Source organism: Xanthomonas sp. NCPPB 901, assembly GCF_056725085.1.
Map to the genome: position 1 here is coordinate 2,697,558 of NZ_CM161511.1, position 23,614 is coordinate 2,721,171.

Sequence of the window (23,614 nt, forward strand, 5' to 3'; positions counted from 1 at the left end):
GCTGCAAGAAACCGCGAACTCGGCGCTTCTCCGGGTCCGTGGCGATGGGTAACAGGCGAGCGAGAATTGTACCGACGCGGGGCGGTCCGCGCCAGCCGTTTGGGTGAAGTGCCTGTTCAGCCGAGCAGGTCGCGCAGCCGGTAGGCCCCGGGCGCACGCCCCGGCAGGCGCGCAGCGGCATGCAGCGCACCACGGGCGAAGATGTCGCGATTGCTGGCGCGATGCACCAGTTCGACCCGCTCGCCGAGTCCGGCGAACTGCACCAGATGCTCGCCGACGATGTCGCCGGCGCGCAGGCTGGCGTAGCGCGCAGTGGCGCCGCCCTGCGCGGCGGCTGCGCCGAGGGTCAGCGCGGTGCCGGAAGGCGCGTCCTGCTTGTGCACATGGTGGGATTCGACGATGTCGCAATCCCAGCCCGGCAGCGCCGCGGCGGCGCGCTCGACCAGATCGTGCAGCACCGCCACACCCAGGCTGAAGTTCGATGCCCAGATCAGCGGAATGCGGTCGGCGGCGGCGGCCAGCGCCTGCCGCTGTGCGTCCTCCAGCCCGGTGGTGCCGGACACCAGTGCCGCGCCGCGCGCCGTGCACAAGGCCAACACCGGGTCGAAGCCCTGCGGCAGGCTGAAATCGATCGCCACGTCGAAAGCGGGCACCCCGCCCAGCTCGGCCGCGGCGAAATACGGCACCCCGTCGATCACCCGCTGCGCCGGCGCGCGCCGCACCACCGCGGCCACCACCTGCAGCGCCGGGTCCTGCGCGGCCAGCCGCAACAACGCCTGGCCCATGCGGCCGGACGCACCATGGATCAACACACGCAGCGGAGAAGTCGTCATCGGCACAAGGCTAGCGGTTTGCGCGCGACTGCGACAGAGGGCGCGTGCACCGGAGACGCAAGCGCCCGACGCACCGCCTCGGACGTGGCGATGCTTCACTCGTCGGGGCTGAAGCCCCTCCCACAAGGCTGTGGAGGCACTGGAAGCGACCCAAAAGCCGCCGAGCGAGGCACTTGGTACTCGGCACTTGGCACTTGGCATCTGCCAAGAGACAGCGCAGCCGATCGGACACCCCCTGTGGGAGGGGCTTCAGCCCCGACGCCGGACCGCCCGATCTCACGCGGGAGCCCTGCTGCCGTTACGCGATCGACGCTGCACCCGCATCGCCTTGCACGGAGCATGCTCGAGGCGGACGGCGCCGCGCTTCGGATACAGCGCGGCCTCGTTCGTCGCGGCGGAAGCCGCTTGTGTCAAATGAGAGTCTATCGTTGTAAGTGAGAGCGGAGTGCGGCAGGCCGTTTAGCCGCAGTGCCAGCAAGCACGAGTAGGAGTCAGCGCCGCCGCACCCCGTATCTCCTGCCTCATCAGCCCGAACAGTTGCCCGAGTCGCGAGCTCGAACTCCACAAGCATGGGCATCGGCAGGAGTGCTCTCGTTCCTGAGTCTACTGCGGAGAACGTCTATGCGGCGCTATGTCGGGATCGATGTATCCAAGGCCGAACTGGTCATTCATGTCCTGCCGGACGAGCAGGCCTGGACCCAACCCAATACGCCACAGGGGCAGCGTGTGCTGGCCCAACGCCTGGTGGAGCTGGGCTGCGAGCGGATCTTGCTGGAAGCCAGTGGCGGCTACGAACATGCCGTGCTGCGGGTGCTCCGAGAGGCGGCCCTGCCGGCAGTGCGGATGGCCGCCGATCGTCCGCGCAAGCTAGCCCAAGCCTTGGGCCTGCAGGCCAAGACCGACGCCCTGGACGCGCGCCTGCTGGCCATCGCCGCCCAGCACATCCCGACCACGCCCACGACCGTGGTGCCCGAGCACCAGCAGTCTCTTCGCGAACTGTTGGACCTGCGTGCCACCCTGGTGGGCCAGCGCGATGCCCATCGGCGGCGCCTGGAACACATCACCAGCGCCAAGGTGCAACACCGCTGCCGAGAGGTGATCGCCCTGCTGAACCAGCAGATCCAGACATTGACGCAGGAGATCGAGCAGCAGGGCAAGACCTGCTCGAGCTTGCCCAAGGTACCTGGGCTCGGCACGATCCTGCGCGCAGTGCTGGCCGCGCGGTTGCCAGAGCTGGGCACGCTGCCGCCACGCAAGCTCGCCGCCCTGGTCGGGCTGGCCCCGTTCAATCACGACAGCGGCTGCTGGAAAGGCCAACGTCGCATCAAAGGCGGCCGTGCCGACGTGCGAGGCGTGCTGTACATGGCCACCTGGGCCAGCATCCGCGCCAAATCCCCCTTGGCCAACACCTACGCGCGCTTGCGCGCGGCCGGCAAGCCGGCCAAGGTCGCCATCGTCGCCTGCATGCACAAGTTCCTGCGCTGGCTCAATGCCATCGCGCGCGATCAGGCACCGTACGCTCCTCCGGTTATCGCTGGGGCATGACAGTTGACTCCTACAGACGGTCAACGACGCCGCTGGCAAGGCATTGTGGGAGGGGCTTCAGCCCCGACGCGTTGCACCCACCCAATCGGGCATGCACCTGTCGACGCCACCGCTCCCGCCGAGAGGGGAGCGCACTCGCCGGAGCGATCGACCGCCCTACTCGGCCGCCGCCTGCCCCAACAAGCGTTTGTCCCAATCCTCCACCGCGCGGTGCGCCAAGCGCCGCTCGAACAAGGTGCGCCAGTTCGGCACCAGCGGCAGCGCCAGCACCTCCTGCAGTTGCGCCGGGTCGATCTCGCGCCGGTACAGCAGGCCGACCAGGCGCGCCAGAGACCACTGTGGATGCGGACGCTCCAGCAGCACCAGACTGTCGCCGGCGGCCACCTCGCCGGGCTCCAGCACACGGTAGTACCAACCGGTGCGGCCGCTGTCCTGCACGCGCCGCGCCAGCGCGGCCACGCCGAAGCGGTCGGACAGCTTCCAGCACGGCTGCCGCGACTGCGACACCTCGACCACAGCCGTCCCCAGGCGCAGCCGGTCGCCGAGGCACAGGTTGGCCTCGGTCACGCCGCAACTGCTGAGGTTTTCGCCGAACGCGCCCGGCGCGTCCAGCAAGGCATGCGCGCCCAGCTCCTCGCGCCAGGCCGGGTAATGGTCGCGCGGATAATGATGCAAGGCCTTGTCGGGGCCGCCATGCACACGGCGGTCGCCCTGCTCGTCCAGCTCCAGCCCCTCCAGGCCGATGCGCAGACGCCCGGCCTGCGGCCGCTTGTCGATCGCGCTGCGGCTGCCTGGACGGGTGAACGCCTGGGCGCGACCGACCAGGACCGCATCGATGGTCCACGCCGCCACGGCGGAATCAGGAGCTGTCATCGCCTGACCCGATGCCGGGCTCAGGCCGTCGCGCGCCTGTGCGCGGCGACCTCGTCCTGCAACAGCGCACCAAGGATGCGCACGCCGGTCTCGATGCGCTCGGCCGGCACGGTCACGAACGACAGCCGCAGCGTATTGCGCTGCGGCGCGACCGCGAAGAACGGCGCCCCCGGCACGAAGGCCACGTTGCGCTCGATCGCCTTGCTCAGCAGCGCGCCACCGTCCATGCCCTGCGGCAGTTCGACCCAGATGAACATGCCGCCCGCCGGGCGGTTCCAGCGCACCTGCGTGGGGAAATACTTGGCCAGGGCGGCGAGCATCTGCTCGCAGCGGCTGGCGTACAGGGCGCGGATGCCGGGGATGTGCGCATCCAGGAAGCCGTCCTGTACCGCCTCGTACACGATGCGCTGGCTGAACGACGGCGTGTGCAGGTCGGCGGCCTGCTTGGCCTGCACCAGCTTGGCGTGCACCGCCTCCGGCGCGACCAGGTAGCCCAGGCGCAGGCCCGGGGCGAACACCTTGGAGAACGAGCCCATGTAGATGACGCCGTCCGGGTTCATCGACAGCAGGCTCGGCAGGGTGTCGCCGCTGTAGCACAGTTCGCCGTAGGGATCGTCCTCGACGATGGACACACCGGCCTCGGCCGCGCGCGCGACCAGCGCCTGGCGCCGATGCAACGGCAGGCGCCGCCCGGTCGGATTCTGGAAGTTCGGCAGCACGTACATGAAGCGCGCGCCGTCCAGCTGCGGCGCGTCCAGCGCGTCCACCACCAGCCCGTCGTCGTCCGACTGCATCGCCGCGAACGCCGGCTGGAACAGCGAGAACGCCTGCAGCGCGCCGAGGTAGCTGGGCGTCTCCACCAGCACCTTGCTGCCCTCGTCGATGAACACCTTGCCGAGCAGGTCCAGGCCCTGCTGCGAACCGGTGGTGATCAGCACCTGGCTGGGCCGGATGCTGGCGCCGTCGCGGCTCAGCCGCGCCGCCACCCATTCGCGCAGCGGCAGATAGCCTTCGGTGGGGCCGTACTGCAGCGCCGCCTGCGGCGCGTCGCGCAACACCTTGTCGCAGGCCTCGCGCATGCGCGCGACCGGGAAGGTCTCCGGCGACGGCAGGCCGCCGGCGAAGGAGATCACCTCCGGGCGTTCGGTGACCTTGAGGATTTCGCGGATCGCCGAACTGGTCAGCGCCTGCGCACGGCGGGAGAACGGGAAGGAGGTGGTCATCGGCATAGGATAATCGCGGCCATCGCGGCACGCATGTGCGGCGCACAAGCGTGCGCCGGCCGGCACGCCCTCTAGTGCCGCCGCGGCGGCGTCGGTCCGCAACTGTCGCAGCCGCCACAGGCACCGGTGCCGGCACTGACCGGCGGCGCGATGCGCCGGCCCAGCGCCTGCAGCCAGCTCGCGCGGCCGGGCCTGAGCAGGCGCAGCGCGAGCGCACCGCGCAGCTTGCGCGCGGCACCGGGGAACTGCTTCTTCAGCACCACCCAGGCGCTGACCAGCACCGCCAGTGCGATCACCAGGTACTGCAGCAGCAGCGACGCGCTCATCTCAGCCGGCTCCCAGCGCCACCGCGACCTGGTAGGTGACCAGCGAGGCCAGATACGCCAGCGCGAACAGGTAGAACGCGGCAAAGCTCATCTGCTTCCACGAATTGGTCTCGCGCTTGATCGTGGCCAGCGTGGAAATGCACATCGGCGCGTAGATGTACCAGACCAGCAGCGACAGCGCGGTGGCCAGCGACCAGCCGTCGTGGATCAGCGGCGACAGCGCCTGCGCGGCGGCATCGTCGTCGGCCGCCGACAGCGCGTACACCGTCGCCAGCGACGACACCGCCACCTCGCGCGCGGCCAGGCCGGGGATCAGCGCGATGCAGATCTGCCAGTTGAAGCCCAGCGGCGAAAACACCGTGGTCATGGCGTGGCCGATGCGGCCGGCGAAGCTGTAGTCGATCGCCGGCAGGGTGGCGTCGGCCGGCGGCGCCGGAAAGTTCAGCAGGAACCACAGCAGGATGGTCAACGCCAGGATGATGCCGCCGACGCGCTTGAGGAAGATCGCCGCGCGCTCCCACAGGCCCAGCGCCAGGTCGCGCAGGTGCGGCACGCGGTAGGATGGCAGCTCCAGCAGCAGCGGATGCTCGCCCTTGTCGCGGCGCCATTTCTTCATCGTCCACGATACCGCCAATCCACTGACGATCGCCGCCACGTACAGGCCGAACAACACCAGGCCCTGCTGATTGAGCACGCCCCACACCTGCTTCTGCGGCACAAACGCGGCGATCAGCAATGTGTAAACCGGCAGGCGCGCCGAACAGGTCATCAGCGGCGCGACCAGGATGGTGGCCAGGCGGTCGCGCGGGTCCTGGATGCTGCGCGTGGACATGATCCCCGGCACGGCGCAGGCGAAGCTGGACAACAGCGGGATGAACGAGCGGCCGGACAGGCCGGCCGCGGCCATCATGCGATCGAGCAGGAACGCCGCGCGCGGCAGGTAGCCGGATTCCTCCAGCGCCAGGATGAAGGCGAACAGGATCAGGATCTGCGGCAGGAAGATCACCACGCCGCCGAGGCCGGCGATGATGCCGTCCACCAGCAGGCTGTTCAGCGGCCCCTCCGGCAGCGTTCCGCCGACCCAGACGCCTAGCGCCTTGGTCCCACCGTCGATCAGGTCCATCACAGGCTGCGCCCAGGCGAAAACCGCCTGGAAGATCAGGAACATCACCAGCACTAGGGTCAACAGGCCGGCCACCGGATGCAGCAGCCAGCGGTCCAGCGCATCATCGATGCGCGAGGTGCGGGTCGGCATCGACACGGCCGCGGCAAGAATCGCGCGCACCTGCTGGTGGTAGTCGCCCTGCCCCTCGGCCGGCGCCACTGCCGGCGGCAGCGCGGGCGCCAGCGTGTCCAGGCGCTCGACCAGGGCGCGCGCGCCGTTGCGGCGCACCGCCACGGTCTCGATCACCGGCACGCCCAGCGCCTGCTCCAGCGCCTGGCGGTCGATCTGGATGCCGCGGCGCTGCGCCGCGTCGACCATGTTCAGGGCCACCAGCATCGGCTTGCCCAGCTCGCGCAGCTCCAGCGCGAAGCGCAGGTGCAGGCGCAGGTTGGTGGCGTCGACCACGCACACCAGCACGTCCGGCGCCGGCTCGCCCGGGTAGAAGCCGCGGCACAGGTCGCGGGTGATCGCCTCGTCCAGGCTGGCCGGCTGCAGGCTGTAGGCGCCGGGCAGATCCAGCACCGCGAATTCGCGCCCGGACGGCGCGCGGAAACGGCCCTCCTTGCGCTCGACGGTGACGCCGGCGTAGTTGGCGACCTTCTGCTTGCTGCCGGTCAACTGGTTGAACAGCGCGGTCTTGCCGCAGTTCGGGTTGCCGACCAGGGCCAGGCGCAGCGGCGCGGCGGCCGCACTCACGGCCGCACCTCGTCCAGCGCGCTGACCTGCACCCGCGCCGCCTCGCTGCGCCGCAGCGCGAAGCGCGTATAGCCCACCTGCACCAGCAGCGGTTCGCCGCCGACCGGCCCGCTGGTCAGCACCTGCACCTGTTCGCCGGCGACGAAGCCCAGCTCGCGCAGACGCCGGGCGATGGCGTCGTTGGGCTGGCGGTCGTGCACGGATTCCACGAGGGCGCTGCTGCGCAACGGCATGTCGGACAACGTCACAGCACGATCCGTCGATAAGAATGGTTATCAATTGTAGCATCGCCGCGGCGCGTCATGGCGGCGCCGGCACAGCCGGCTATGATCGCCGTATGGCTGCCGTTTCCCCTTTGTACGAGCGTGTTCGATGAGCGATGTCCTGTTGTTGCAACGATCCGGCAAGGTCCTGACGCTGCAGCTGAACCGACCCGAGGTCCGCAACGCCTTCGACGCCGCGCTGATCGCGCAACTTAGCGACGCCCTGCTGCAGATCGGCGCCGATCCGCAGGTGCAGGTGCTGGTCCTGGCCGGTGCCGGCCCCGCCTTCTCGGCCGGCGCCGACCTGCAGTGGATGCGTTCGATGGCCGGCGCCGGCGAACAGGAGAACCTGGACGACGCGCTGGCCCTGGCGCGGCTGATGCGCCTGCTCGACGAACTGCCCAAGCCCACCGTCGCGCGGGTGCAAGGCGCCGCGTTCGGCGGCGCGGTCGGCCTGGTCGCCTGCTGCGACATCGCCGTGGCCGCCACCGATGCGCGGTTCGCGCTCAGCGAAAGCCGCCTGGGCCTGCTGCCGGCGGTGATCTCGCCGTACGTGGTCGCCGCGATCGGCGCGCGCCAGGCGCGGCGCTGGTTCGCCAGCGCGGAAACCTTCGACGCCGCCACCGCCGCGCAGATCGGCCTGGTGCACCAGGCGGTGGCGCCGGAGGCACTGGACGCGGCCGTGCAGCGCCAGGTCGCCCTGCTCGGCCAGGCCGGGCCGCTGGCCGCGGCCGGCGCCAAGGCCCTGGTGCGGCGGGTCGCCGCCGGCGGCGAGCGCGATGCGCTGGACCAGGCCAACGCGGCCCTGATCGCGCAGTTGCGGGTCTCGGCCGAGGGCCAGGAAGGACTGACTGCGTTCCTGGAGAAACGCGAACCGGCCTGGAGGGCCAGCCCATGAACCCGATCGACCATCTCGGCCTGCGCTGCAGCGATTTCGAACGCAGCCTGGCGTTCTACCGCGCCGCCCTGGCCGCGCTGGACCTGGACGTGGTGATGCAGGTGAGCGCCGAAGCGAGCGGCGGCCAGCGCCACGTCGGTTTCGGCCGCGACGGCAAGCCCAGCTTCTGGATCGCCGACGGCGGCCGCGACGCCGGCGACAATGGCGTGCACGTGGCCTTCGTCGCCGCCAGCCGCGCGCAGGTGGATGCGTTCCATCGCGCCGGTCTGGCCACCGGCGGCCGCGACCACGGCGCCCCCGGCCTGCGCCCGCACTATCACCCCCACTACTACGGCGCGTTCCTGCGGGATCCGGACGGCCACAACATCGAAGCGGTCTGTCACCGCCCGGCAGCGACCTGATCCGTCGCCTCGGGCCGGCGCGCGCGGCGCTGACCGCGCCTGCCGCCGTCGCACCGCCCATCTTTATCAGGAGTCTCCCATGACCCTCGTTGCTTCCCGTCTCGTGCGCGGCGTCCGACCGACATCGCGCTGCACGCGCACACTCCCGGCGCGGGAGCGTGCGCGATGAGCGACAGCGTGCGCATCGTCGAAGTCGGCCCGCGCGACGGCCTGCAGAACGAGAAGGCCTGGGTCGCCACCGCCGACAAGATCGAGCTGATCGCGCGGCTGGGACGCACCGGCCTGCGCAGCATCGAGGCGACCAGCTTCGTCAGCCCGAAGTGGGTGCCGCAACTGGCCGATGCGGCCGAGGTCTACGCCGGCATCGCGCAGGTGCCGGGCGTGGACTATCCGGTGCTGGTCCCGAACCTGCAGGGCTACGCGCGCGCCGCCGCGGTCGGCGTGCGCGAGGTGGCGGTGTTCACGGCCGCCTCGGAGACCTTCAACCGCACCAATACCAATGCCGGCATCGACGAATCGCTGGCGCGCTTCGCACCGGTGCTCGAGCGCGCGGCGGCGGACGGGGTCAAGGTGCGCGGCTACGTCTCCACCGTGCTCGGCTGCCCCTACCAGGGCGACGTCCCATTGGCCGACGTGGTGCGGGTGGCGCAGCGGCTGCATGCGATGGGCTGCTACGAGATCTCGCTGGGCGACACCATCGGCGTGGGCACGCCCGGCAAGGCGCGGGCGATGCTGCGCGCAGTCGCCGCGGCGGTGCCGATGGCGGCGCTGGCGGTGCACTTCCACGACACCTACGGCCAGGCCCTGGCCAACATCGCCGCCTGCCTGGAGGAAGGCGTGCGCGTGGTCGATGCCGCGGTGTCCGGCGCCGGCGGCTGCCCCTACGCCAAGGGCGCCAGCGGCAACGTCGCCACCGAGGACGTGGTCTACCTGCTGCACGGCAATGGGGTGGAGACCGGGATCGACCTGCCGGCGCTGGCCGCGACCGGGCGCTGGCTGGCGCAGAAACTCGGCCGGCCGACCGGCAGCAAGGTCGGCCAGGCGCTGGCCGCCGAGGCCTGAGCGCCGCGGCGGTGCTCGGCACGGGCGGCACGGCCGCACCTGGCGGCCATGCATGACGTCCGCCGAGACGCCCCTGCGCGTGCTGAGGGCGCCTCGCACAGCGACGGGAAGCGTCCTTTAGCAGCGGCTTCAACCGCGACAGGCGCGGTCCCGGGGAAAGCCTGTCGCGGCTGAAGCCGCTCCTACAGGAGAGCAACCTGCACCCGGCTGGATCGTGGTGGACGCACGCGATTGGACATGCCCTTGAGACGAGGCGTGCGGCGCGCCGACGCGGCAATTCCGGCGAAGCGCACGACACCGTCTCGGCGTGGCACCGGCACCGCTGTCCACGTTGTCCTCCCCAGCACAGCGCCGATGCCGCGTCTCGGGGCGGCGTTGCCCACGCCCACCCCACAGCGCCACTGCCACGACGTCTCGCCGCAAACGGCGCAACACCTTCTAAAATGGCGGTTTTCCTGGGAGGGAACATCCATGCAGCTTGCCGATCTCAACGCGGTGGTCACCGGCGGCGTGTCCGGCCTCGGCCTGGCGGTGGCGCAACGCATCGTCGCCGAGGGTGGCAAGGTGGCGCTGTTCGACCTGAACGACGACAAGGGCGCGGCCGCGGTCGCCGCCCTGGGCGCGGAGCGGGCCTGCTACCTGCGCACCGACGTCAGCGACGAGGCCCAGGTGGCCGCCCAGCTCGGCGCGGCACGCGACTTCCTCGGCGGACTCAACGCGGCGGTGAACTGCGCCGGCATCCTCGGTGCCGGCCGCGTGCTCGGCAAGGAGGCGCCGATGCCGCTGGCCACCTTCCAGGGCACGGTGATGGTCAACCTGGTCGGCAGCTTCAACGTCGCCAAGGCCGCCGCCGACCTGATGCAGCACAACGCCCCGGGCGAGGACGGCGAGCGCGGCGTCATCGTCAACACCGCCAGCGTCGCCGCCTACGAAGGCCAGATCGGCCAGGCCGCCTACGCCGCCTCCAAGGGCGGCGTGGTGGCGATGACCCTACCGATGGCGCGCGAACTGGCGCGCTTCGGCATCCGCGTCAACACCATCGCCCCCGGCATCTTCTGGACCCCGATGGTCGACGGCATGCCCGAGGCCGTGCAGCAGTCGCTGGCCGCGGCGATCCCGTATCCTTCGCGTCTCGGCCGCCCGGACGAATTCGCCGACACGGTGATGTTCCTGCTGCGCAACCGCTACCTCAACGGCGAGACCATCCGCCTGGACGGCGCGGTGCGGTTGGCGCCGAAGTAGCCGGGAATGGAGAATCGGGAATGGGGAATCGCAAGGGCGCTTCCCACCCGCTGCTCCTCTCCGCCCGCTTGACGCTGTTCCGATTCCCTATTTCCCATTCCCGATTCCCAGCTCTCATGAAAGCCAACGAAATCAAGAAAGGCAACGTCGTCGAATACAACAATGGCGTGTACCAGATCCGCGACATCGAGCGCAGCTCGCCGCAGGGCCGCGGCGGCAACGTGCGCTTCCGCTTCGTGATGTACAGCGTGCCGGGCGGCAACAAGCTCGATGCCAGCTTCGACGGCGACGACGACCTGCGCGAGGTCGAGCTGATGCGCCGCCAGGCCACGTTCTCCTACAAGGACGGCGAGGCGTTCGTGTTCCTCGACGACGAGGACTACACCCCCTACACCCTGGACGCCGATGCGATCGGCACCGATGCCGGCTACATCACCGAGGGCCTCAGCGGCATCTACGTGCAGGTCATCGACGACCAGCCGGTGGCGATCCAGCTGCCGCAGAGCGTGACCCTGGAAGTGATCGAGACCCCGCCGGAGCTCAAGGGCGGCACCGCCACCAAGCGGCCGAAGCCGGCCAAGCTCAATACCGGCATCGAGATCATGGTGCCGGAGTACATCGGCAACGGCGAGCGCGTGCTGGTCAACACCACCACCGGCGAATTCGCCGGCCGCGCCGACTGAGTCCCATGCGCGGGCGCCGTGCCGCCCGCGCCGGCAGCGCCGGGCATGCGCCGCAGTGCGCCTGCCTTGGCCTGCTGCTGGCCCTGCCGGCGCTGGCGCTCGCCGCGCCGGTGAGGCCGGCCGCCGCGGCCGCGGCCAAGCCCGCATGCACGATTCCGGACGCGGTCGATCCCGAGCACCACGCCGGCTTCTGCTCGATGCCCGAGCCGATCCGCGCCTTCGTCGCCCGCCAGGACACCTGCAGCCATTTCGCCGGGGAGGAACCCTACGACGCCGCGCGGCGTCGCGACCTGGAAAAGGCGATGGACACGTACTGCGACGGCAATGAACAGACCTGGGCGAAGCTGCGAGCGCAGTACCGCCAGGATCCGCCACGCGACGCCTGGTTGCGCCGCTACGGCGAGGATGTCGGTCTCGAGCTGCCGTGACGGCGGCCTGCGGGCCGGCAAGGTCGTGCCCTAGCGGGAGTGCATGTCAGCCCTGACGGCGGCCGACATCAGGCGGTTTCCCTGCTTCGCGCGTCGCGGCTGAAGCCACTCCTGCAAAATGGACGGAGGCTGCACCGCGTTTGTTGTGGAAGCGACTTCAGTCGCGACGACTGCCCCAGCCGATTCGCCTTCGCGCTTCGCTCTCGCGGCCGAAGCCGCTCCCTCAAAGATGGGCGAAAAAATGGGCCGCTCCCTGTGGGAGGGACTTCAGTCCCGACGACTGGAACTATCGGCCTCCTTTGATGACGAAAAGGCTGCACCTGCAACCAGCCAATGCCGCGGACTCACCGCCGGCCGCGTCGCGGTCCCAGCTTCAGCCGCGACCGCGACGTCGTCGACCAAATGCGAGATGCCCCCTTCGGCCTCCCTGACCAACCGCGCATGCCGCACTACGGTTGCCCGCCCCCCTCCTGCAACACGGAAGGCGACCGCAGCTGCAGCCCGCCACCCTCGCGATTGAGCGTGCGCAGGCGTTCGCCCAGCGTCGCCAGGTTGGCATCGATCTGCGCCAGGTCCGCCTGCAGCGGCGCTGGCAGCAGGCCGCGCAAGCGCGTCTGCAGCGCGGCGCCATCGTCGCGCAGCGCCACGATCCGCGCCTGTCCCTGGACCTGCAGCCAGGCGCGTTCCTGCGCCTGCGGCAGGCCATACCCCGGCTGCCCCTGCAGCAGGCTCGCCGGCTGGCTCAGCAGGCCTTGCTCGGCCAGCACCGCACGCACCGCGCTGGCGGCGTCGCGGGTGTCGCCACCCGCATCGCCCCCGCCCGCACCGGCCACCGCGGACGGCAGCGGCTTGCCCAGATAGCGCCGCTTCAACGCATCGCGACCGCGCTGTTCGGCACGACGGCGCGCGGCGTTCTCCAGCAGCAGCAAGGCGGCGCTGGCGCGCAGGTCGCCGCGCTGCAGCCACGGCGCGCGCTGCGTGGCCGGCAGGTCCAGCCACGCGTCGGCAGTGCGGGCCGGCAACGCCAACGAACCGCGCGCCACCGCGAACATCTGCGCGAAGTGCGCGCTCGCCGCCGGGAAGAAGTATCCCTCCCGCACCGCCGCGTCGGCATCGTCCAGCACCGATGCATCGGCGATGCCGGCGCGGACCAGGCGCCGGCGCAAGCCGGTCGGACTGATCCCGGACAGGTGCGCGGCCGCCAGCCGCGGCACGCCGTCGTGCAGCAAGGCGTAGGTCTCCACCGCGCAGTTGTTGCTGAGGAAGTAGTAGCGGCCGTCGTAGCTCCAGTGCAGTTGCGCGGCGCGTTCGAGCAGCGCGGCGATCTCCTCGCGCGACAACCGCAGCGGCAGCGACTGCAGGCCGCGCAGTTGCACCTGGGTGTAGTCGTCCACCACCTGGCGCAGCGGCAGCACGAACAGCCGCGACGGATAGGAGCCGGTCAGCCCGCGCAGGCTGGAGATCTGCACGTCGTCGACGAAGGCGCGGAACGACAGCACCCGGTGCTCGGCCAGGTCCAGCCGGCAGCGCGGTCCCAGCGGCCGCCCGGGCGCACAGATCACCAGGCGCAGCATGCTGTGCCCCCAGTGGCTCATCGGCTGCGCATTGCCGTCGGCCAGCAGGTAGTCCACCGCGTAGACCCGCGCCGGGTCGATCTGCAGCAGCGCGGTCCGCTCGGCCAGCGGATCCTGCACGAACACCAGGCCGGGTGCGCAATCGCCGCGCGGCGGTGTCCAGGCCAGGCGTGCGGCGAAGTACCCGGCCAGCGCCGGCCGGCGGCAGGCGTAGTCCGGATCGAGCAGGAAGTGCTCGAGATTCACCGCCACGAACTCGGCCGGCGACTGCAATTCGTAGCGGTCCGGACTGCGCTCGGTGAAGCGGTTGTCGCCGCGGCGCAGGCCCAAGCGCATCGGGCTGACCTGCCAACCGGCCAGATCCAGCAGGCGCGGATCGGACGACAGCCGCCCCGCCGCGGCGCGGTCGTAAAAATGCGCCAGTTCGTGCAGCACGGCGGCCAGTGCCGGTCGCCGTGCGGGGTCGGCGGCCGGATCGGCGCCGTCTCCCTCCGCCGCCATCCAGTCGCGCAGCAGGCGCTTGTTCAACAGCAGGCGCCGTGCCTGCGCGCGCCCGTGCACCTGCGCGGGGAGGTCGTCGCGCCATTGCAGCGGCAGCCCTGCGGGCAGCGCCGCAGCCCAGGCCGGCGGCAGCCGCGCCTGCGCCGCGGCCAGCACGGCCTGGCTGGCCGTGCGCTCGGCGGCGCTCAGCCCGGTGTCGTCGACGGACAGCGGCGCGGCCGCTGCGTGCGGCGCAGCGGCCAGCGCCAGCACCGCCAGCCACCGCGCGCCGAGGCGCCGTGGCCGGCGCGCGGTCACAGCGCCAGGATCGCCTGCGCCAGTTCCAGGTCGCTGGCCTGCTGCGCCTGCGGGTTGCGCTCGCGCAGCACGCGCAGCGCCGCTTCCAGTTGCGCGCCGCGGATGCGGCCGGCGCTGGCGACGAAGCCGGCCGCGTCGTCGCGCGCCTGCAGCACCACCTTGTCGTTGTTGGAGCTGCTGTCCGACGACGCCGAACTGCCGGCCGAACCGGCCGAGGCCGAACCGGCGGAGGTGCCGGCGAAGCTGGACGCCTGCGCGAACGCGGGCAGGATCAGGGCCAACAGCAGGGCGCAGCGCGCGGTCACTCGGGTCATCGCAATCGTTCCAAGCAGGATCGTGAAAAAGGGGGCGGCCGCCGCCGCGCCGCATAGCCTAGCGGTCCGCCGGGCGCAGCGCCTGAACGGGCCGCGCGGCGGCGGCACCGGACTCAGGGGTCGAACAGCTTGCCCGGATTGAGCAGCCCGGACGGATCGAACACGCGCTTGACCGCGCGCATCAGCGCGATCTCGTCGGGGCTGCGGGTGCTGTCCAGGTACGGCTTCTTGACCAGGCCGATGCCGTGCTCGGCGGAGATGCTGCCGCCATGCTCGGCCAGCACCTGCGCCAGCAGCTTGGTGACCTGCTCGCAGGCGGCGATGAACTCGGCCGGCGCGGTGGCGTCGGGCTTGAGCACGTTGATGTGCAGGTTGCCGTCGCCGATGTGGCCGAACCACACCACCTCGAACTGCGGATAGGCCTCGCCGAGCAGCGCCTGGGTGCGCTGCAGAAACGCAGGCATGGACGAGATCCGCACCGACACGTCGTTCTTGTACGGGGTGTAGCGCGCCACCGCTTCGGTGATGCCTTCGCGCAGGCGCCACAACTGCGCGGCCTGCGCCTCGCTCTGGCTGATCACCCCGTCCAGCACCCAGCCCTGCTCCATGCAGGTCTCGAACGCGGCCAGCGCCGCCGCCTCCTGCGCCTCGTTGCCGCTGGCGTACTCGGTGACCACGTAGTACGGGTAGACCGTCTCGAACGGCGCCTGCGCGCCGTGCGCCAGCACATGCTGCAACGCGCGGTCGGTGAAGAACTCGAACGCTTCCAGCTGCAGGCGGCTGCGGAACGCGGCGAACACCTGCATCAGCACCTCGAACGAGGGCAGCGCCAGCAACATCACGTTGCTCGGCGGCGGCGGGTCGGTGAGCCGCAGGGTCGCTTCGACCACGATGCCGAGGGTGCCTTCGGAGCCGATCAGCAACTGGCGGAAATCGTAGCCGCTGGAATTCTTGATCAGCCCGCGGTTGAGCTCGAGCAGGTCACCGCTGCCGGTGACGACCTTGAGCCCGGCGATCCACTCGCGGGTGTTGCCGTAGCGGATCACGCGGATGCCGCCGGCGTTGGTGGCGATGTTGCCGCCGATCGAGCACGAGCCACGCGCGGCGAAGTCCACCGGGTACAGCAGGCCGTGCTCGCGCGCGGCGTTGTGCACCGCCTCCAGCGGCATGCCGGCCTGCACGGTCAGGGTGCGGTCGACCGGGTCGAAGGCCAGCGCCTTGTTCATCCGCTCCAGGCTCAGCACCAGCTCGCCGTTGGCGGCCACCGCGCCGCCGGACAGGCCGGTGCGGCCGCCGGAGGGCACCACGGCCACGGCATGATCGTTGGCCCAGCGCAGCACCGCCTGCACCTCCTCCACTGTCGCCGGCAACGCGATCGCCAGCGGCGCCGGGGTCCAGCGCCGGGTCCAGTCGCGGCCGTAGTGCTCCAGGTCGGCCGGGTCGGTCTTCAGGCGCAGGGTGGGAACGGCAAGGGCCAGGGCATCCAGGCGCGGGTCGGTCATGGGCGGAGAGGTCGGGGCGTAGACAATCGTTCAAGCCTGCCAGCGTTGCGCAGCGGCGTCCAGTTGCGGGCAGCAACTCGCGGCGCTTACGCATTCCCAATCCCGACTCCCCAATCCCGTGCCGGCCCTGATCAATCGATGCACCTGAAACCTTTCGCCGGCGTTGCACCTGCGGTCTCCCGGCATCCTATTGCGGCGCACCAAAGCAGGGAGCCATCTGGCATAGTGACCGGCCCGTTGGCCATCGCTCCCTTTACTGCAATGTCGCCCAAGAAGACCTCGTTTCCGAAGCAGGATATCCGCGTGCTGCTGCTCGAAGGCATCAGCCAGACCGCCGTCGACGTGTTCCGCGCGGCCGGCTACTCGCAGATCGAGCTGCACGCCAAGTCGCTGCCGGAAGAGGAACTCAAGCAGCGCATCGCCGAGGCGCACATCGTCGGCATCCGCTCGCGCACCCAGCTCAGCGCCGAGGTGCTGGCCCAGGCCAAGCGCCTGATCGCGGTCGGCTGCTTCTGCATCGGCACCAACCAGGTCGACCTGGACGCGGCCGAACTGGCCGGCATCCCGGTGTTCAATGCGCCCTACTCCAACACCCGCAGCGTCGCCGAACTGGTCATCGCCGAGGCCATCCTGCTGTTGCGCGGCATTCCGCAGAAGAACGCCGAATGCCACCGCGGCGGCTGGTCCAAGTCGGCCGCCGGCAGCCACGAGACCCGCGGCAAGGTGCTGGGCATCGTCGGCTACGGCCACATCGGCACCCAGGTCGGCGTGCTGGCCGAGTCGCTGGGCATGCAGGTGATCTTCCACGACATCGAGACCAAGCTGTCGCTGGGCAACGCCCGCACCGCCACCGACCTGGACGACCTGCTGGCGCGCTCAGACGTGGTCACCCTGCACGTGCCGGAAACCGCGGCCACCCGCAACATGATCGGCGCGGCGCAGCTGGCGCAGATGAAGCCGGGCGCGCATCTGATCAACGCCTCGCGCGGCACCGTCATCGACATCGATGCGCTGGACGCGGCGCTGCGCAGCGGCCACATCGGCGGTGCCGCGGTGGACGTGTTCCCGATCGAGCCCAAGGGCAATGGCGACCTGTTCGAATCGCCGCTGGCCGCGCACGACAACGTGATCCTGACCCCGCACGTGGGCGGCAGCACGCTGGAGGCGCAGGACAACATCGGCGTGGAAGTGGCGGCCAAGCTGGTGCGCTACAGCGACAACGGCAGCACCCTGTCGGCGGTCAACTTCCCCGAGGTGACCCTGCCCGAGCACGAAGAGAGCCTGCGCCTGCTGCACATCCACCGCAACGTGCCGGGCGTGCTGTCGCAGATCAACGAACTGTTCTCGCGCCACAACGTCAACATCGACGGCCAGTTCCTGCGCACCGACCCCAAGGTCGGCTACGTGGTGATCGACGTCGGCGCCAGCGTCGAGCAGGCGGCGGTGTTGAAGGACGAACTGGCACAGGTGGCTGGGACGTTGCGGACGCGCATTCTTTACTAGCGGGGATTGGGGATTAGGGATTGGGGATTGGCGAGTGCGCTTCGCGCCCGGACCCTCACCCCAACCCCTCTCCCGGGGGGAGAGGGGCTTAGCCATGCAACCGAAGCCGGCGCTTCCTTCTCCCGGCGGGAGAAGGTGCCCCGAAGGGGCGGATGAGGGTCCGGGCGAAGCCTCGCGCAGCCCAAGCACCGCGCGCGCTTCGCGCCCGGACCCTCACCCCACCCCCTCTCCCGGGGGGAGAGGGGCTTAGCCATCCAGCCGAAGCCGGCGCTTCCTTCTCCCGGCGGGAGAAGGTGCCCCGGAGGGGCGGATGAGGGTCCGGGCGCAGCCTCGCGCAACCCAAACACCGCACGCGCTTCGCGCCCGCACTCTCACCCCGACGTCTCTCCCGGAGGGAGAGGGGCTGCTTGTCGTTGCAGCCATTTGCGCGCCATGCGCCGCAGCGACGGATCCAGGTCCGCCTCGTCCAGCAGGTCGGCGATCGGGCGCCAGGCCAGGGCCAGCGATTCGGCGCTGACCGCAAAGGCCTCGTCGGCGCCGGCGCGGACCACGTAGCGCGCGTCGTAGTGCCAGTGCCCCGGCACCTCGCCACGGGCGGGAATCCAATGCCGGTCCAGGTCGAAGAGCGCACCGTCCTCCAGCGCCAGGCCGGGCAACCCGGACTCTTCCTCGGCTTCCTTCAACGCCACCCGCGCCAGATCGCGGTCGCCGTCGGCGTGCCCGCCCAGTTGCAGCCAGCGCTGCAGCTTGCGGTGATGGGTCAGCAGGGTGCGGGTGCCGTCGGCGCTGACCAGCCAGGCCGAGCCGGTGAAATGGCCATCCAGGCGTGCGCGCACGAACGGATCGGCGGCATCGTCCAGCACCGCCAGGAACTGCGCGGCGACCTCGGCCTGGTCCGGGCACTGCAGGGCGTGGGCCTGCAACTGCTGGCGTAGGGACGGCTCCGGCATCGGCGTTCTCGCATTCAGGGGCGGCCATTATCGCCGCCCAGGATGCAGCGCGGCTTGTGGCGGCCGGCCGGCTTTGGCATGGTACGACGCTTGCGTCGCCCGCTGCGGGCCCGGCGCTTCGCCATTGCCGGGGCCATTTGCCCCGTACCGCCACCTGGGGATGCACCGAATGCTCAAGTCTCTGTTGAGGGTCAAGCCGATCGAACCCGCCGGCCACGTCGATGCCGGCGAACCGTTCGAAGGCAGTCTGGAGGGCGAAGCCACCCTCAAACGCACCCTCACCGCCAAGCACCTGGTCATGCTCGGCATCGGCGCGGTGATCGGCGCCGGCATCTTCGTGCTCACCGGCCAGGCGGCGGCCAACCACGCCGGCCCGGCGGTGATGCTGTCGTTCGTGTTCGCCGGCCTGGCCTGCGCCTTCGCCGGGCTGTGCTACGCCGAATTCGCGGCGATGCTGCCGGTGTCCGGCAGCGCCTACTCCTATTCCTACGCCACCCTGGGCGAAGGCGTGGCCTGGTTCATCGGCTGGTGCCTGGTACTGGAGTACCTGTTCGCCGGTTCCAGCGTCGCGGTCGGCTGGTCGGCCTATCTGATCAGCTTCATCACCACGACGCTGGGCCTGCCCTTCCCCGCGGAACTGGCCGGCGCGCCGCTGGCGTGGACCGGCCACGCCTTCGTCGCCTCGGGCAACATCGTCAACCTGCCGGCGGTGCTGATCGTCGCCGCGGTGAGCACGCTGTGCTACATCGGCGTCACCCAGTCGGCCTTCGCCAACGCCATCGTGGTGGCGATCAAGATCGCGGTGATCTGCCTGTTCGTCGGCGTCGGCGTCTTCTACATCAACCCGGACAACTGGCACCCGTTCATCCCGGAGAACACCGGCCCGGGCGAGTTCGGCTGGAGCGGCGTGTTCCGCGCCGCGTCCATCGTGTTCTTCTCCTACATCGGCTTCGATGCGGTCTCCACCTCCGCCGGCGAGACCAAGGACCCGCAGAAGAACATGCCGATCGGCATCCTGGTGTCGCTGGCGATCTGCACCATCATCTACATCATCGTCTGCGCGGTGCTGACCGGCCTGCTGCCCTACACCCAGCTCGGCACCGCCAAGCCGGTGGCCACCGCGCTGGAGCATTACCCGCACCTGGCCTGGCTGAAGACCTTCGTCGAGATCGGCGCCATCGCCGGCCTGTCCTCGGTGGTGCTGGTGATGCTGATGGCGCAGCCGCGCATCTTCTACACCATGGCCCGCGACGGCCTGCTGCCGAAGCTGTTCGGCAAGGTCCATCAGCGCTTCCATACGCCCTACGTCGGCACCGTGGTGGTCGGTGTGCTGGCCGCGCTGCTGGCCGGGCTGATCCCGTTGGACGTGCTTGGCGAACTGGTGTCGATGGGCACCCTGCTCGCCTTCGCCACCGTCTGCGTCGGCGTGATGGTGCTGCGCTTCACCCGCCCCGAGCTGCCGCGGCCGTTCCGGGTGCCGTGGTTCTGGGCGGTGTGCCCGCTGGGCGCGCTGTTCTGCGTCGGCCTGTTCTTCCAGGCGTTCCAGGAACACTGGAAGGTGTTCGTCGGCTGGACCCTGATCGGCCTGTGCATCTATTTCTTCTACGGCATCCGCAACAGCCGCCTGGCCGCCAAGGCCTGATCCGTTGCCCCGAAGACCGGCGCCCGCGCCGGTCTTCGCGTTCATCCCCTCTCCTCGCGCGCCGCGCCCGGCTGGAACCGCTCGATGCTCAAACAACTCTTGGCCACCAAACACCCCCACGCCAGCCACGAGGACGCCGGCGGACTGGGCCTGCAACGCGCGCTCGGTCCCTGGGGCCTGACCGCTCTGGGCATCGGCGCGGTGATCGGCGGCGGCATCTTCGTCATCACCGGCCAGGCCGCGGCCAACCACGCCGGGCCGGCGATCATGCTCTCGTTCGTGCTGGCCGCGGTGTGCTGCGCGTTCTGCGCGCTGGCCTATGCCGAGTTCGCGGCGATGGTGCCGGTCTCCGGCAGCGCCTACACCTACACCTACGCCACCTTCGGCGAACTGGCGGCCTGGTTCATCGGCTGGATGCTGGTGCTCGAGTACGGCGTGTCGGCCTCGGCGGTGGCGGTGAGCTGGACCGGCTACTTCCTCAGCCTGCTCGATCACTTCGACATCCATCTACCTGCGGCCTTGGTCAACGCGCCGCTGGACGGCAAGCTGCAGCCCACCGGCGCGATCGCCAACCTGCCCGCCGCCGCCATCGTGCTGCTGCTGACCTGGCTGTGCTACGTCGGCATCCGCAAGTCCTCGGCGATGAACATGGCCATGGTGGTGCTGAAGAGCGGCCTGATCGTGCTGGTCATCGCCGCCGGCTGGAAGTACGTGGATCCGGCCAACTGGCACCCGTTCATCCCGGCCAACGAAGGCCCGGGCAAGTACGGCCTGGACGGCGTGCTGCGCGGCGCGGCGATGGTGTTCTTCGCCTACATCGGCTTCGAGGCGGTCTCCGTGGCGGCGCAGGAGTCGCACCGGCCGCAGCGCGACCTGCCGATCGGCATGATCCTGTCGCTGCTGATCTGCACCGTGCTGTACGTGGCCATGGCCGCGGTGATGACCGGGCTGTTGCCGTTCACGCAACTGGGCACCGACGAGCCGGTGGTGACCGCGGTCGCGGCGCATCCGCAACTGGCCTGGCTGCGCGTGGTGGTGGAGATCGGCGCGCTGATCGGCCTGTCCTCGGTGGTGCTGGTGATGATCATCGGCCAGCCGCGCATCTTCATGATCATCGCCCGCGACGGCCTGCTGCCGCCGGTGTTCACCAAGATCCACCCGACCTACCGCACCCCGCACATCAACACGGTGATCACCGGCATCGGCATCGCCCTGCTGGCGGCGCTGTTCCCGCTGGACGTGCTCGGCGAACTGACCTCGATGGGCACCCTGATCGCCTTCGCCGCGGTCTGCGCCGGCGTGCTGATCCTGCGCCGCACCCAGCCGGACCTGCCGCGCCCGTTCCGCATCCCGTTCGCCTGGCCGATCTGCATCGCCGGCGTGCTCAGTTGCCTGGCGCTGCTGTCGAAGATGACCGCGCACAACTGGATGCTGATGGTCGGCTGGACCATCGTCGGCCTGGCGATCTACTTCGGCTATGGCTACCGCCACAGCCGCCTGCGCCGCACCAACCAAGGTTGAGCCATGCGCCCCTCTCCCCCCGGGAGAGGGGTTGGGGTGAGGGTCCGACCGCTCGCGATCCCTCTGGAGAGGGATTGGGGTAAGGGTACGGCGTGAGCAGGCGCTACTGGGTGCAGCCAGCTGTCATCCCAATCCAGCCGTCAAGCCCTACACTACGCGCATGAACGCACTGCCCTACGATTCCGAGCGCCTGCGCACGCTGGCGCACCTGCTGATCGACAACATCCGCGAACTCTCGCAAGCCGGCTGGACCCCGGCCACCAGCAGCAACTTCTCGCACCGCCTGGACGATCGCCATGCCGCGATCACCGTCTCCGGCCGCGACAAGGGCCGGCTGGTGGAAGAGGACATCATGGTGGTGGACTTCGACGGCCAGGCCGTCGGCCGGCCGCTGCGTCCGTCCGCCGAGACCCTGCTGCACACCCAGCTGTACCGGCGCTTCCCCGAGATCGGCTGCGTGCTGCACACGCATTCGCCGGTGCAGACCATCGCCTCGCGCCTGTATGCGCCGCAGGGCCATATCCGCCTGGAAGGCTATGAGCTGCTGAAAGCGCTGCACGGCAACCAGACCCACGAGACCGCGGTGGACCTGCCGGTGTTCGCCAACACCCAGGACATGACCGTGCTGGCCGCGCAGGTCGACGCCCTGCTCGACCGCACGCCGCTGTGGGGCTACCTGATCGACGGCCACGGCCTGTACGCCTGGGGCCGCGACATGGCCGAGGCGCGCCGCCACCTGGAGGCCTTCGAGTTCCTGCTGCACTGCGAGCTGGAACTGCGCAAGCTGCGCGCCGCCGGCTGATCGGCCGCGGCGCGACAGCGTTCCAGCGCCGCAACGGCCGCCGCCCGCGCACCTGCTACCCTTTTCGTCCCCCCCCTGCCGCTTTCGCCCGCCGCCATGAGCCGACTCCGCATCTTCGCCGACACCACTCCCGACGCGCCGCTGTTCGACAGCCGCGATGGCGACGCGATCGCCGCCGAACTGCGCAAGATCGGCGTCACCTTCGAGCGCTGGCAGGCCAACCAGCCGATCGAGGCCGGCGCCACGCCGGAGGCGGTCATGGCCGCCTACAAAACCGACATCGACCGCCTGGTCGCCGCCAACGGCTTCAAGACCGTGGACGTGGTCAGCATCGCGCCCGACAACCCGCAGCGCGAGGAGATGCGCAAGAAGTTCCTCGACGAGCACTTCCACAAGGAAGACGAGGTGCGCTTCTTCGTCGCCGGCTCCGGCCTGTTCACCCTGCACGTGGACGGCAAGGTCTACGAGATCGAGTGCGTGCAGAACGACCTGATCGCCGTGCCCGACGGCACCCACCACTGGTTCGACATGGGGCCGGAGCCGCGCTTCGTCGCGATCCGCTTCTTCACCGAGCCCGATGGCTGGGTCGGCCACTTCACCGGCACCGACATCGCCCAGCGCTTCCCGCGCTACGAGGCGAAGCTGCGCGGCGAGGCGCACTGAGCGATGACCGAGCCGCGCATCGTTCTCACCGACATCGAAGGCACCACCAGCAGCATCTCCTTCGTCAAGGACGTGCTGTTCCCCTACGCGCGCCGCGCCCTGCCCGGCTTCGTGCGCGAGCACGGCCAGCAGCCGCAGGTGCGGCACTGGCTGGACGCGGTGGCCGCCGAATGCGGCGGCATCTGCACCGATGCGGTGATCGTGGAGACGTTGCAGGGCTGGATCGACCAGGACCGCAAGCACACCGCGCTGAAGGCGCTGCAGGGCATGATCTGGGAAGCCGGCTACCGCGATGCCGACTTCACCGCGCACATCTACCCCGACGCCGCGCCGGCGCTGCACCGCTGGCACGACCAGGGCCGTGCGCTGTACGTGTACTCGTCCGGCTCGGTGCCGGCGCAGAAGCTGTTCTTCGGCCACAGCGACGCCGGCGACCTGCGCGGGCTGTTCTCCGGCTGGTTCGATACCGAGATCGGCGGCAAGCGCGAGCAGCCCAGCTATGCGCGCATCGCCGAGGCGATCGGGGTGGCGCCGGCGCAGATCGTGTTCCTGTCCGACGTGGTCGCCGAACTGGATGCGGCCCGCGCCGCCGGCCTGGACACGGTGCTGATCGACCGCCGCGACGATTACCCGCAACCGCGCCAGGGCGAGGCCTGCAACGGCCACCGCCGCGCGGAGAGCTTCGCCGACCTGGGCTTCTGAGCCCG

The 23,614-nt window shown here is 70.2% G+C and carries 23 protein-coding genes; 13 read left to right on the plus strand and 10 right to left on the minus strand.

Features of this window, described 5'->3' with window-relative positions:
* Positions 1–116: 116 nt before the first annotated feature.
* Positions 117–833: a 4-hydroxy-tetrahydrodipicolinate reductase gene (gene dapB, locus AC1PME_RS11225; protein ID WP_307550676.1), complete on the minus strand. Its 717-nt coding sequence runs from the start codon at positions 831–833 to the stop codon at positions 117–119.
* A gap of 621 nt (positions 834–1,454) precedes the next feature.
* On the opposite strand from dapB, the gene AC1PME_RS11230 reads away from it, so the two are divergent.
* On the plus strand, positions 1,455–2,378 hold the full coding sequence (locus AC1PME_RS11230) for an IS110 family transposase (RefSeq protein ID WP_254460678.1): 924 nt from the start codon (positions 1,455–1,457) through the stop codon (positions 2,376–2,378).
* Positions 2,379–2,534: 156 nt separating this feature from the next.
* Here AC1PME_RS11230 and AC1PME_RS11235 read toward each other — a convergent pair whose 3' ends face one another.
* The 5 genes from AC1PME_RS11235 to AC1PME_RS11255 form a co-directional block, all read right to left on the minus strand.
* Positions 2,535–3,251, minus strand: a complete 717-nt coding sequence (locus tag AC1PME_RS11235) for an MOSC domain-containing protein (RefSeq protein ID WP_481095914.1) — start codon at positions 3,249–3,251, stop codon at positions 2,535–2,537.
* Positions 3,252–3,271: 20 nt separating this feature from the next.
* Positions 3,272–4,480 carry an aminotransferase-like domain-containing protein gene (locus AC1PME_RS11240; RefSeq protein WP_307550680.1) on the minus strand — a complete coding sequence of 403 codons (1,209 nt, stop codon included), beginning with the start codon at positions 4,478–4,480 and terminating at the stop codon, positions 3,272–3,274.
* Positions 4,481–4,545: 65 nt separating this feature from the next.
* Positions 4,546–4,800, minus strand: a complete 255-nt coding sequence (locus AC1PME_RS11245) for a DUF6587 family protein (protein WP_307550682.1) — start codon at positions 4,798–4,800, stop codon at positions 4,546–4,548.
* 1 nt (position 4,801) lies between these two features.
* Positions 4,802–6,661 (minus strand): ferrous iron transport protein B, encoded by a 1,860-nt coding sequence (feoB, locus tag AC1PME_RS11250; protein WP_481095915.1) that lies wholly within the window; start codon positions 6,659–6,661, stop codon positions 4,802–4,804.
* Positions 6,658–6,909 carry a FeoA family protein gene (locus tag AC1PME_RS11255; protein WP_254458117.1) on the minus strand — a complete coding sequence of 84 codons (252 nt, stop codon included), beginning with the start codon at positions 6,907–6,909 and terminating at the stop codon, positions 6,658–6,660. Before AC1PME_RS11255 ends, feoB begins: the two co-directional genes overlap by 4 nt.
* A gap of 124 nt (positions 6,910–7,033) precedes the next feature.
* Between AC1PME_RS11255 and AC1PME_RS11260 the strand changes: the two genes are divergently transcribed.
* The 6 genes from AC1PME_RS11260 to AC1PME_RS11285 all read left to right on the plus strand — a co-directional run bounded on the left by AC1PME_RS11260 (position 7,034) and on the right by AC1PME_RS11285 (position 11,638).
* The gene (locus tag AC1PME_RS11260) at positions 7,034–7,822 is read left to right on the plus strand and encodes an enoyl-CoA hydratase-related protein (protein WP_307550687.1); all 789 of its coding nucleotides are present in this window, start codon (positions 7,034–7,036) and stop codon (positions 7,820–7,822) included.
* On the plus strand, positions 7,819–8,223 hold the full coding sequence (locus AC1PME_RS11265) for a VOC family protein (RefSeq protein WP_481095916.1): 405 nt from the start codon (positions 7,819–7,821) through the stop codon (positions 8,221–8,223). Before AC1PME_RS11260 ends, AC1PME_RS11265 begins: the two co-directional genes overlap by 4 nt.
* Positions 8,224–8,388: 165 nt before the next feature.
* Entirely contained in the window at positions 8,389–9,285 is an 897-nt protein-coding gene (locus AC1PME_RS11270) for a hydroxymethylglutaryl-CoA lyase (protein WP_481095917.1), read from the plus strand.
* A gap of 471 nt (positions 9,286–9,756) precedes the next feature.
* Positions 9,757–10,527 carry an SDR family oxidoreductase gene (locus tag AC1PME_RS11275; RefSeq protein WP_481095918.1) on the plus strand — a complete coding sequence of 257 codons (771 nt, stop codon included), beginning with the start codon at positions 9,757–9,759 and terminating at the stop codon, positions 10,525–10,527.
* 116 nt (positions 10,528–10,643) lie between these two features.
* A complete protein-coding gene (yeiP, locus tag AC1PME_RS11280) occupies positions 10,644–11,210 on the plus strand; it encodes an elongation factor P-like protein YeiP (protein WP_307550694.1) in 567 nt (188 codons plus the stop codon).
* A 5-nt stretch (positions 11,211–11,215) separates the two neighbouring features.
* Positions 11,216–11,638, plus strand: coding sequence for a hypothetical protein (locus AC1PME_RS11285; protein WP_481095919.1), 423 nt, complete (start codon positions 11,216–11,218; stop codon positions 11,636–11,638).
* Between the two features lie 449 nt (positions 11,639–12,087).
* Here AC1PME_RS11285 and AC1PME_RS11290 read toward each other — a convergent pair whose 3' ends face one another.
* From AC1PME_RS11290 to AC1PME_RS11300, 3 genes are all read right to left on the minus strand, one after another.
* Entirely contained in the window at positions 12,088–14,010 is a 1,923-nt protein-coding gene (locus AC1PME_RS11290) for an Lnb N-terminal periplasmic domain-containing protein (RefSeq protein WP_481095920.1), read from the minus strand.
* Positions 14,007–14,324, minus strand: coding sequence for a DUF2388 domain-containing protein (locus tag AC1PME_RS11295; protein WP_307550700.1), 318 nt, complete (start codon positions 14,322–14,324; stop codon positions 14,007–14,009). The genes AC1PME_RS11290 and AC1PME_RS11295 overlap by 4 nt, the downstream gene beginning before the upstream one ends.
* A 113-nt stretch (positions 14,325–14,437) precedes the next feature.
* Positions 14,438–15,826: an FAD-binding oxidoreductase gene (locus AC1PME_RS11300; RefSeq protein ID WP_481095921.1), complete on the minus strand. Its 1,389-nt coding sequence runs from the start codon at positions 15,824–15,826 to the stop codon at positions 14,438–14,440.
* 261 nt (positions 15,827–16,087) lie between these two features.
* Here AC1PME_RS11300 and serA point away from each other — a divergent pair, with 261 nt between their 5' ends.
* Positions 16,088–17,329 carry a phosphoglycerate dehydrogenase gene (serA, locus tag AC1PME_RS11305; protein WP_254458126.1) on the plus strand — a complete coding sequence of 414 codons (1,242 nt, stop codon included), beginning with the start codon at positions 16,088–16,090 and terminating at the stop codon, positions 17,327–17,329.
* A 371-nt stretch (positions 17,330–17,700) separates the two neighbouring features.
* Here the strand turns inward: serA and AC1PME_RS11310 are convergent, their stop codons facing one another.
* A complete protein-coding gene (locus AC1PME_RS11310) occupies positions 17,701–18,279 on the minus strand; it encodes an NUDIX hydrolase (RefSeq protein WP_481095922.1) in 579 nt (192 codons plus the stop codon).
* Between the two features lie 169 nt (positions 18,280–18,448).
* On the opposite strand from AC1PME_RS11310, the gene AC1PME_RS11315 reads away from it, so the two are divergent.
* The 5 genes from AC1PME_RS11315 to mtnC all read left to right on the plus strand — a co-directional run bounded on the left by AC1PME_RS11315 (position 18,449) and on the right by mtnC (position 23,609).
* Positions 18,449–19,921, plus strand: a complete 1,473-nt coding sequence (locus AC1PME_RS11315) for an amino acid permease (RefSeq protein ID WP_481095923.1) — start codon at positions 18,449–18,451, stop codon at positions 19,919–19,921.
* Between the two features lie 84 nt (positions 19,922–20,005).
* Complete coding sequence (locus tag AC1PME_RS11320; RefSeq protein WP_481095924.1) at positions 20,006–21,442, plus strand: amino acid permease; 1,437 nt, start codon at positions 20,006–20,008, stop codon at positions 21,440–21,442.
* Between the two features lie 160 nt (positions 21,443–21,602).
* Positions 21,603–22,244 (plus strand): methylthioribulose 1-phosphate dehydratase, encoded by a 642-nt coding sequence (locus AC1PME_RS11325; protein WP_481095925.1) that lies wholly within the window; start codon positions 21,603–21,605, stop codon positions 22,242–22,244.
* 96 nt (positions 22,245–22,340) lie between these two features.
* The gene (locus tag AC1PME_RS11330) at positions 22,341–22,907 is read left to right on the plus strand and encodes a 1,2-dihydroxy-3-keto-5-methylthiopentene dioxygenase (protein WP_254458131.1); all 567 of its coding nucleotides are present in this window, start codon (positions 22,341–22,343) and stop codon (positions 22,905–22,907) included.
* 3 nt (positions 22,908–22,910) lie between these two features.
* Entirely contained in the window at positions 22,911–23,609 is a 699-nt protein-coding gene (mtnC, locus tag AC1PME_RS11335) for an acireductone synthase (RefSeq protein WP_481095926.1), read from the plus strand.
* Positions 23,610–23,614: the final 5 nt, after the last annotated feature.

What these genes read in the sequence shown, in the direction of transcription:
- dapB (WP_307550676.1), bottom strand. Translation starts at nt 833, where the DNA reads ATGACGACTTCTCCGCTGCGTGTGTTGATCCATGGTGCGTCCGGCCGC.
- AC1PME_RS11230 (WP_254460678.1), top strand. Translation starts at nt 1,455, where the DNA reads ATGCGGCGCTATGTCGGGATCGATGTATCCAAGGCCGAACTGGTCATT.
- AC1PME_RS11235 (WP_481095914.1), bottom strand. Translation starts at nt 3,251, where the DNA reads ATGACAGCTCCTGATTCCGCCGTGGCGGCGTGGACCATCGATGCGGTC.
- AC1PME_RS11240 (WP_307550680.1), bottom strand. Translation starts at nt 4,480, where the DNA reads ATGCCGATGACCACCTCCTTCCCGTTCTCCCGCCGTGCGCAGGCGCTG.
- AC1PME_RS11245 (WP_307550682.1), bottom strand. Translation starts at nt 4,800, where the DNA reads ATGAGCGCGTCGCTGCTGCTGCAGTACCTGGTGATCGCACTGGCGGTG.
- AC1PME_RS11260 (WP_307550687.1), top strand. Translation starts at nt 7,034, where the DNA reads ATGAGCGATGTCCTGTTGTTGCAACGATCCGGCAAGGTCCTGACGCTG.
- AC1PME_RS11265 (WP_481095916.1), top strand. Translation starts at nt 7,819, where the DNA reads ATGAACCCGATCGACCATCTCGGCCTGCGCTGCAGCGATTTCGAACGC.
- AC1PME_RS11270 (WP_481095917.1), top strand. Translation starts at nt 8,389, where the DNA reads ATGAGCGACAGCGTGCGCATCGTCGAAGTCGGCCCGCGCGACGGCCTG.
- AC1PME_RS11275 (WP_481095918.1), top strand. Translation starts at nt 9,757, where the DNA reads ATGCAGCTTGCCGATCTCAACGCGGTGGTCACCGGCGGCGTGTCCGGC.
- yeiP (WP_307550694.1), top strand. Translation starts at nt 10,644, where the DNA reads ATGAAAGCCAACGAAATCAAGAAAGGCAACGTCGTCGAATACAACAAT.
- AC1PME_RS11285 (WP_481095919.1), top strand. Translation starts at nt 11,216, where the DNA reads ATGCGCGGGCGCCGTGCCGCCCGCGCCGGCAGCGCCGGGCATGCGCCG.
- AC1PME_RS11295 (WP_307550700.1), bottom strand. Translation starts at nt 14,324, where the DNA reads ATGACCCGAGTGACCGCGCGCTGCGCCCTGCTGTTGGCCCTGATCCTG.
- AC1PME_RS11300 (WP_481095921.1), bottom strand. Translation starts at nt 15,826, where the DNA reads ATGACCGACCCGCGCCTGGATGCCCTGGCCCTTGCCGTTCCCACCCTG.
- serA (WP_254458126.1), top strand. Translation starts at nt 16,088, where the DNA reads ATGTCGCCCAAGAAGACCTCGTTTCCGAAGCAGGATATCCGCGTGCTG.
- AC1PME_RS11310 (WP_481095922.1), bottom strand. Translation starts at nt 18,279, where the DNA reads ATGCCGGAGCCGTCCCTACGCCAGCAGTTGCAGGCCCACGCCCTGCAG.
- AC1PME_RS11315 (WP_481095923.1), top strand. Translation starts at nt 18,449, where the DNA reads ATGCTCAAGTCTCTGTTGAGGGTCAAGCCGATCGAACCCGCCGGCCAC.
- AC1PME_RS11320 (WP_481095924.1), top strand. Translation starts at nt 20,006, where the DNA reads ATGCTCAAACAACTCTTGGCCACCAAACACCCCCACGCCAGCCACGAG.
- AC1PME_RS11325 (WP_481095925.1), top strand. Translation starts at nt 21,603, where the DNA reads ATGAACGCACTGCCCTACGATTCCGAGCGCCTGCGCACGCTGGCGCAC.
- AC1PME_RS11330 (WP_254458131.1), top strand. Translation starts at nt 22,341, where the DNA reads ATGAGCCGACTCCGCATCTTCGCCGACACCACTCCCGACGCGCCGCTG.
- mtnC (WP_481095926.1), top strand. Translation starts at nt 22,911, where the DNA reads ATGACCGAGCCGCGCATCGTTCTCACCGACATCGAAGGCACCACCAGC.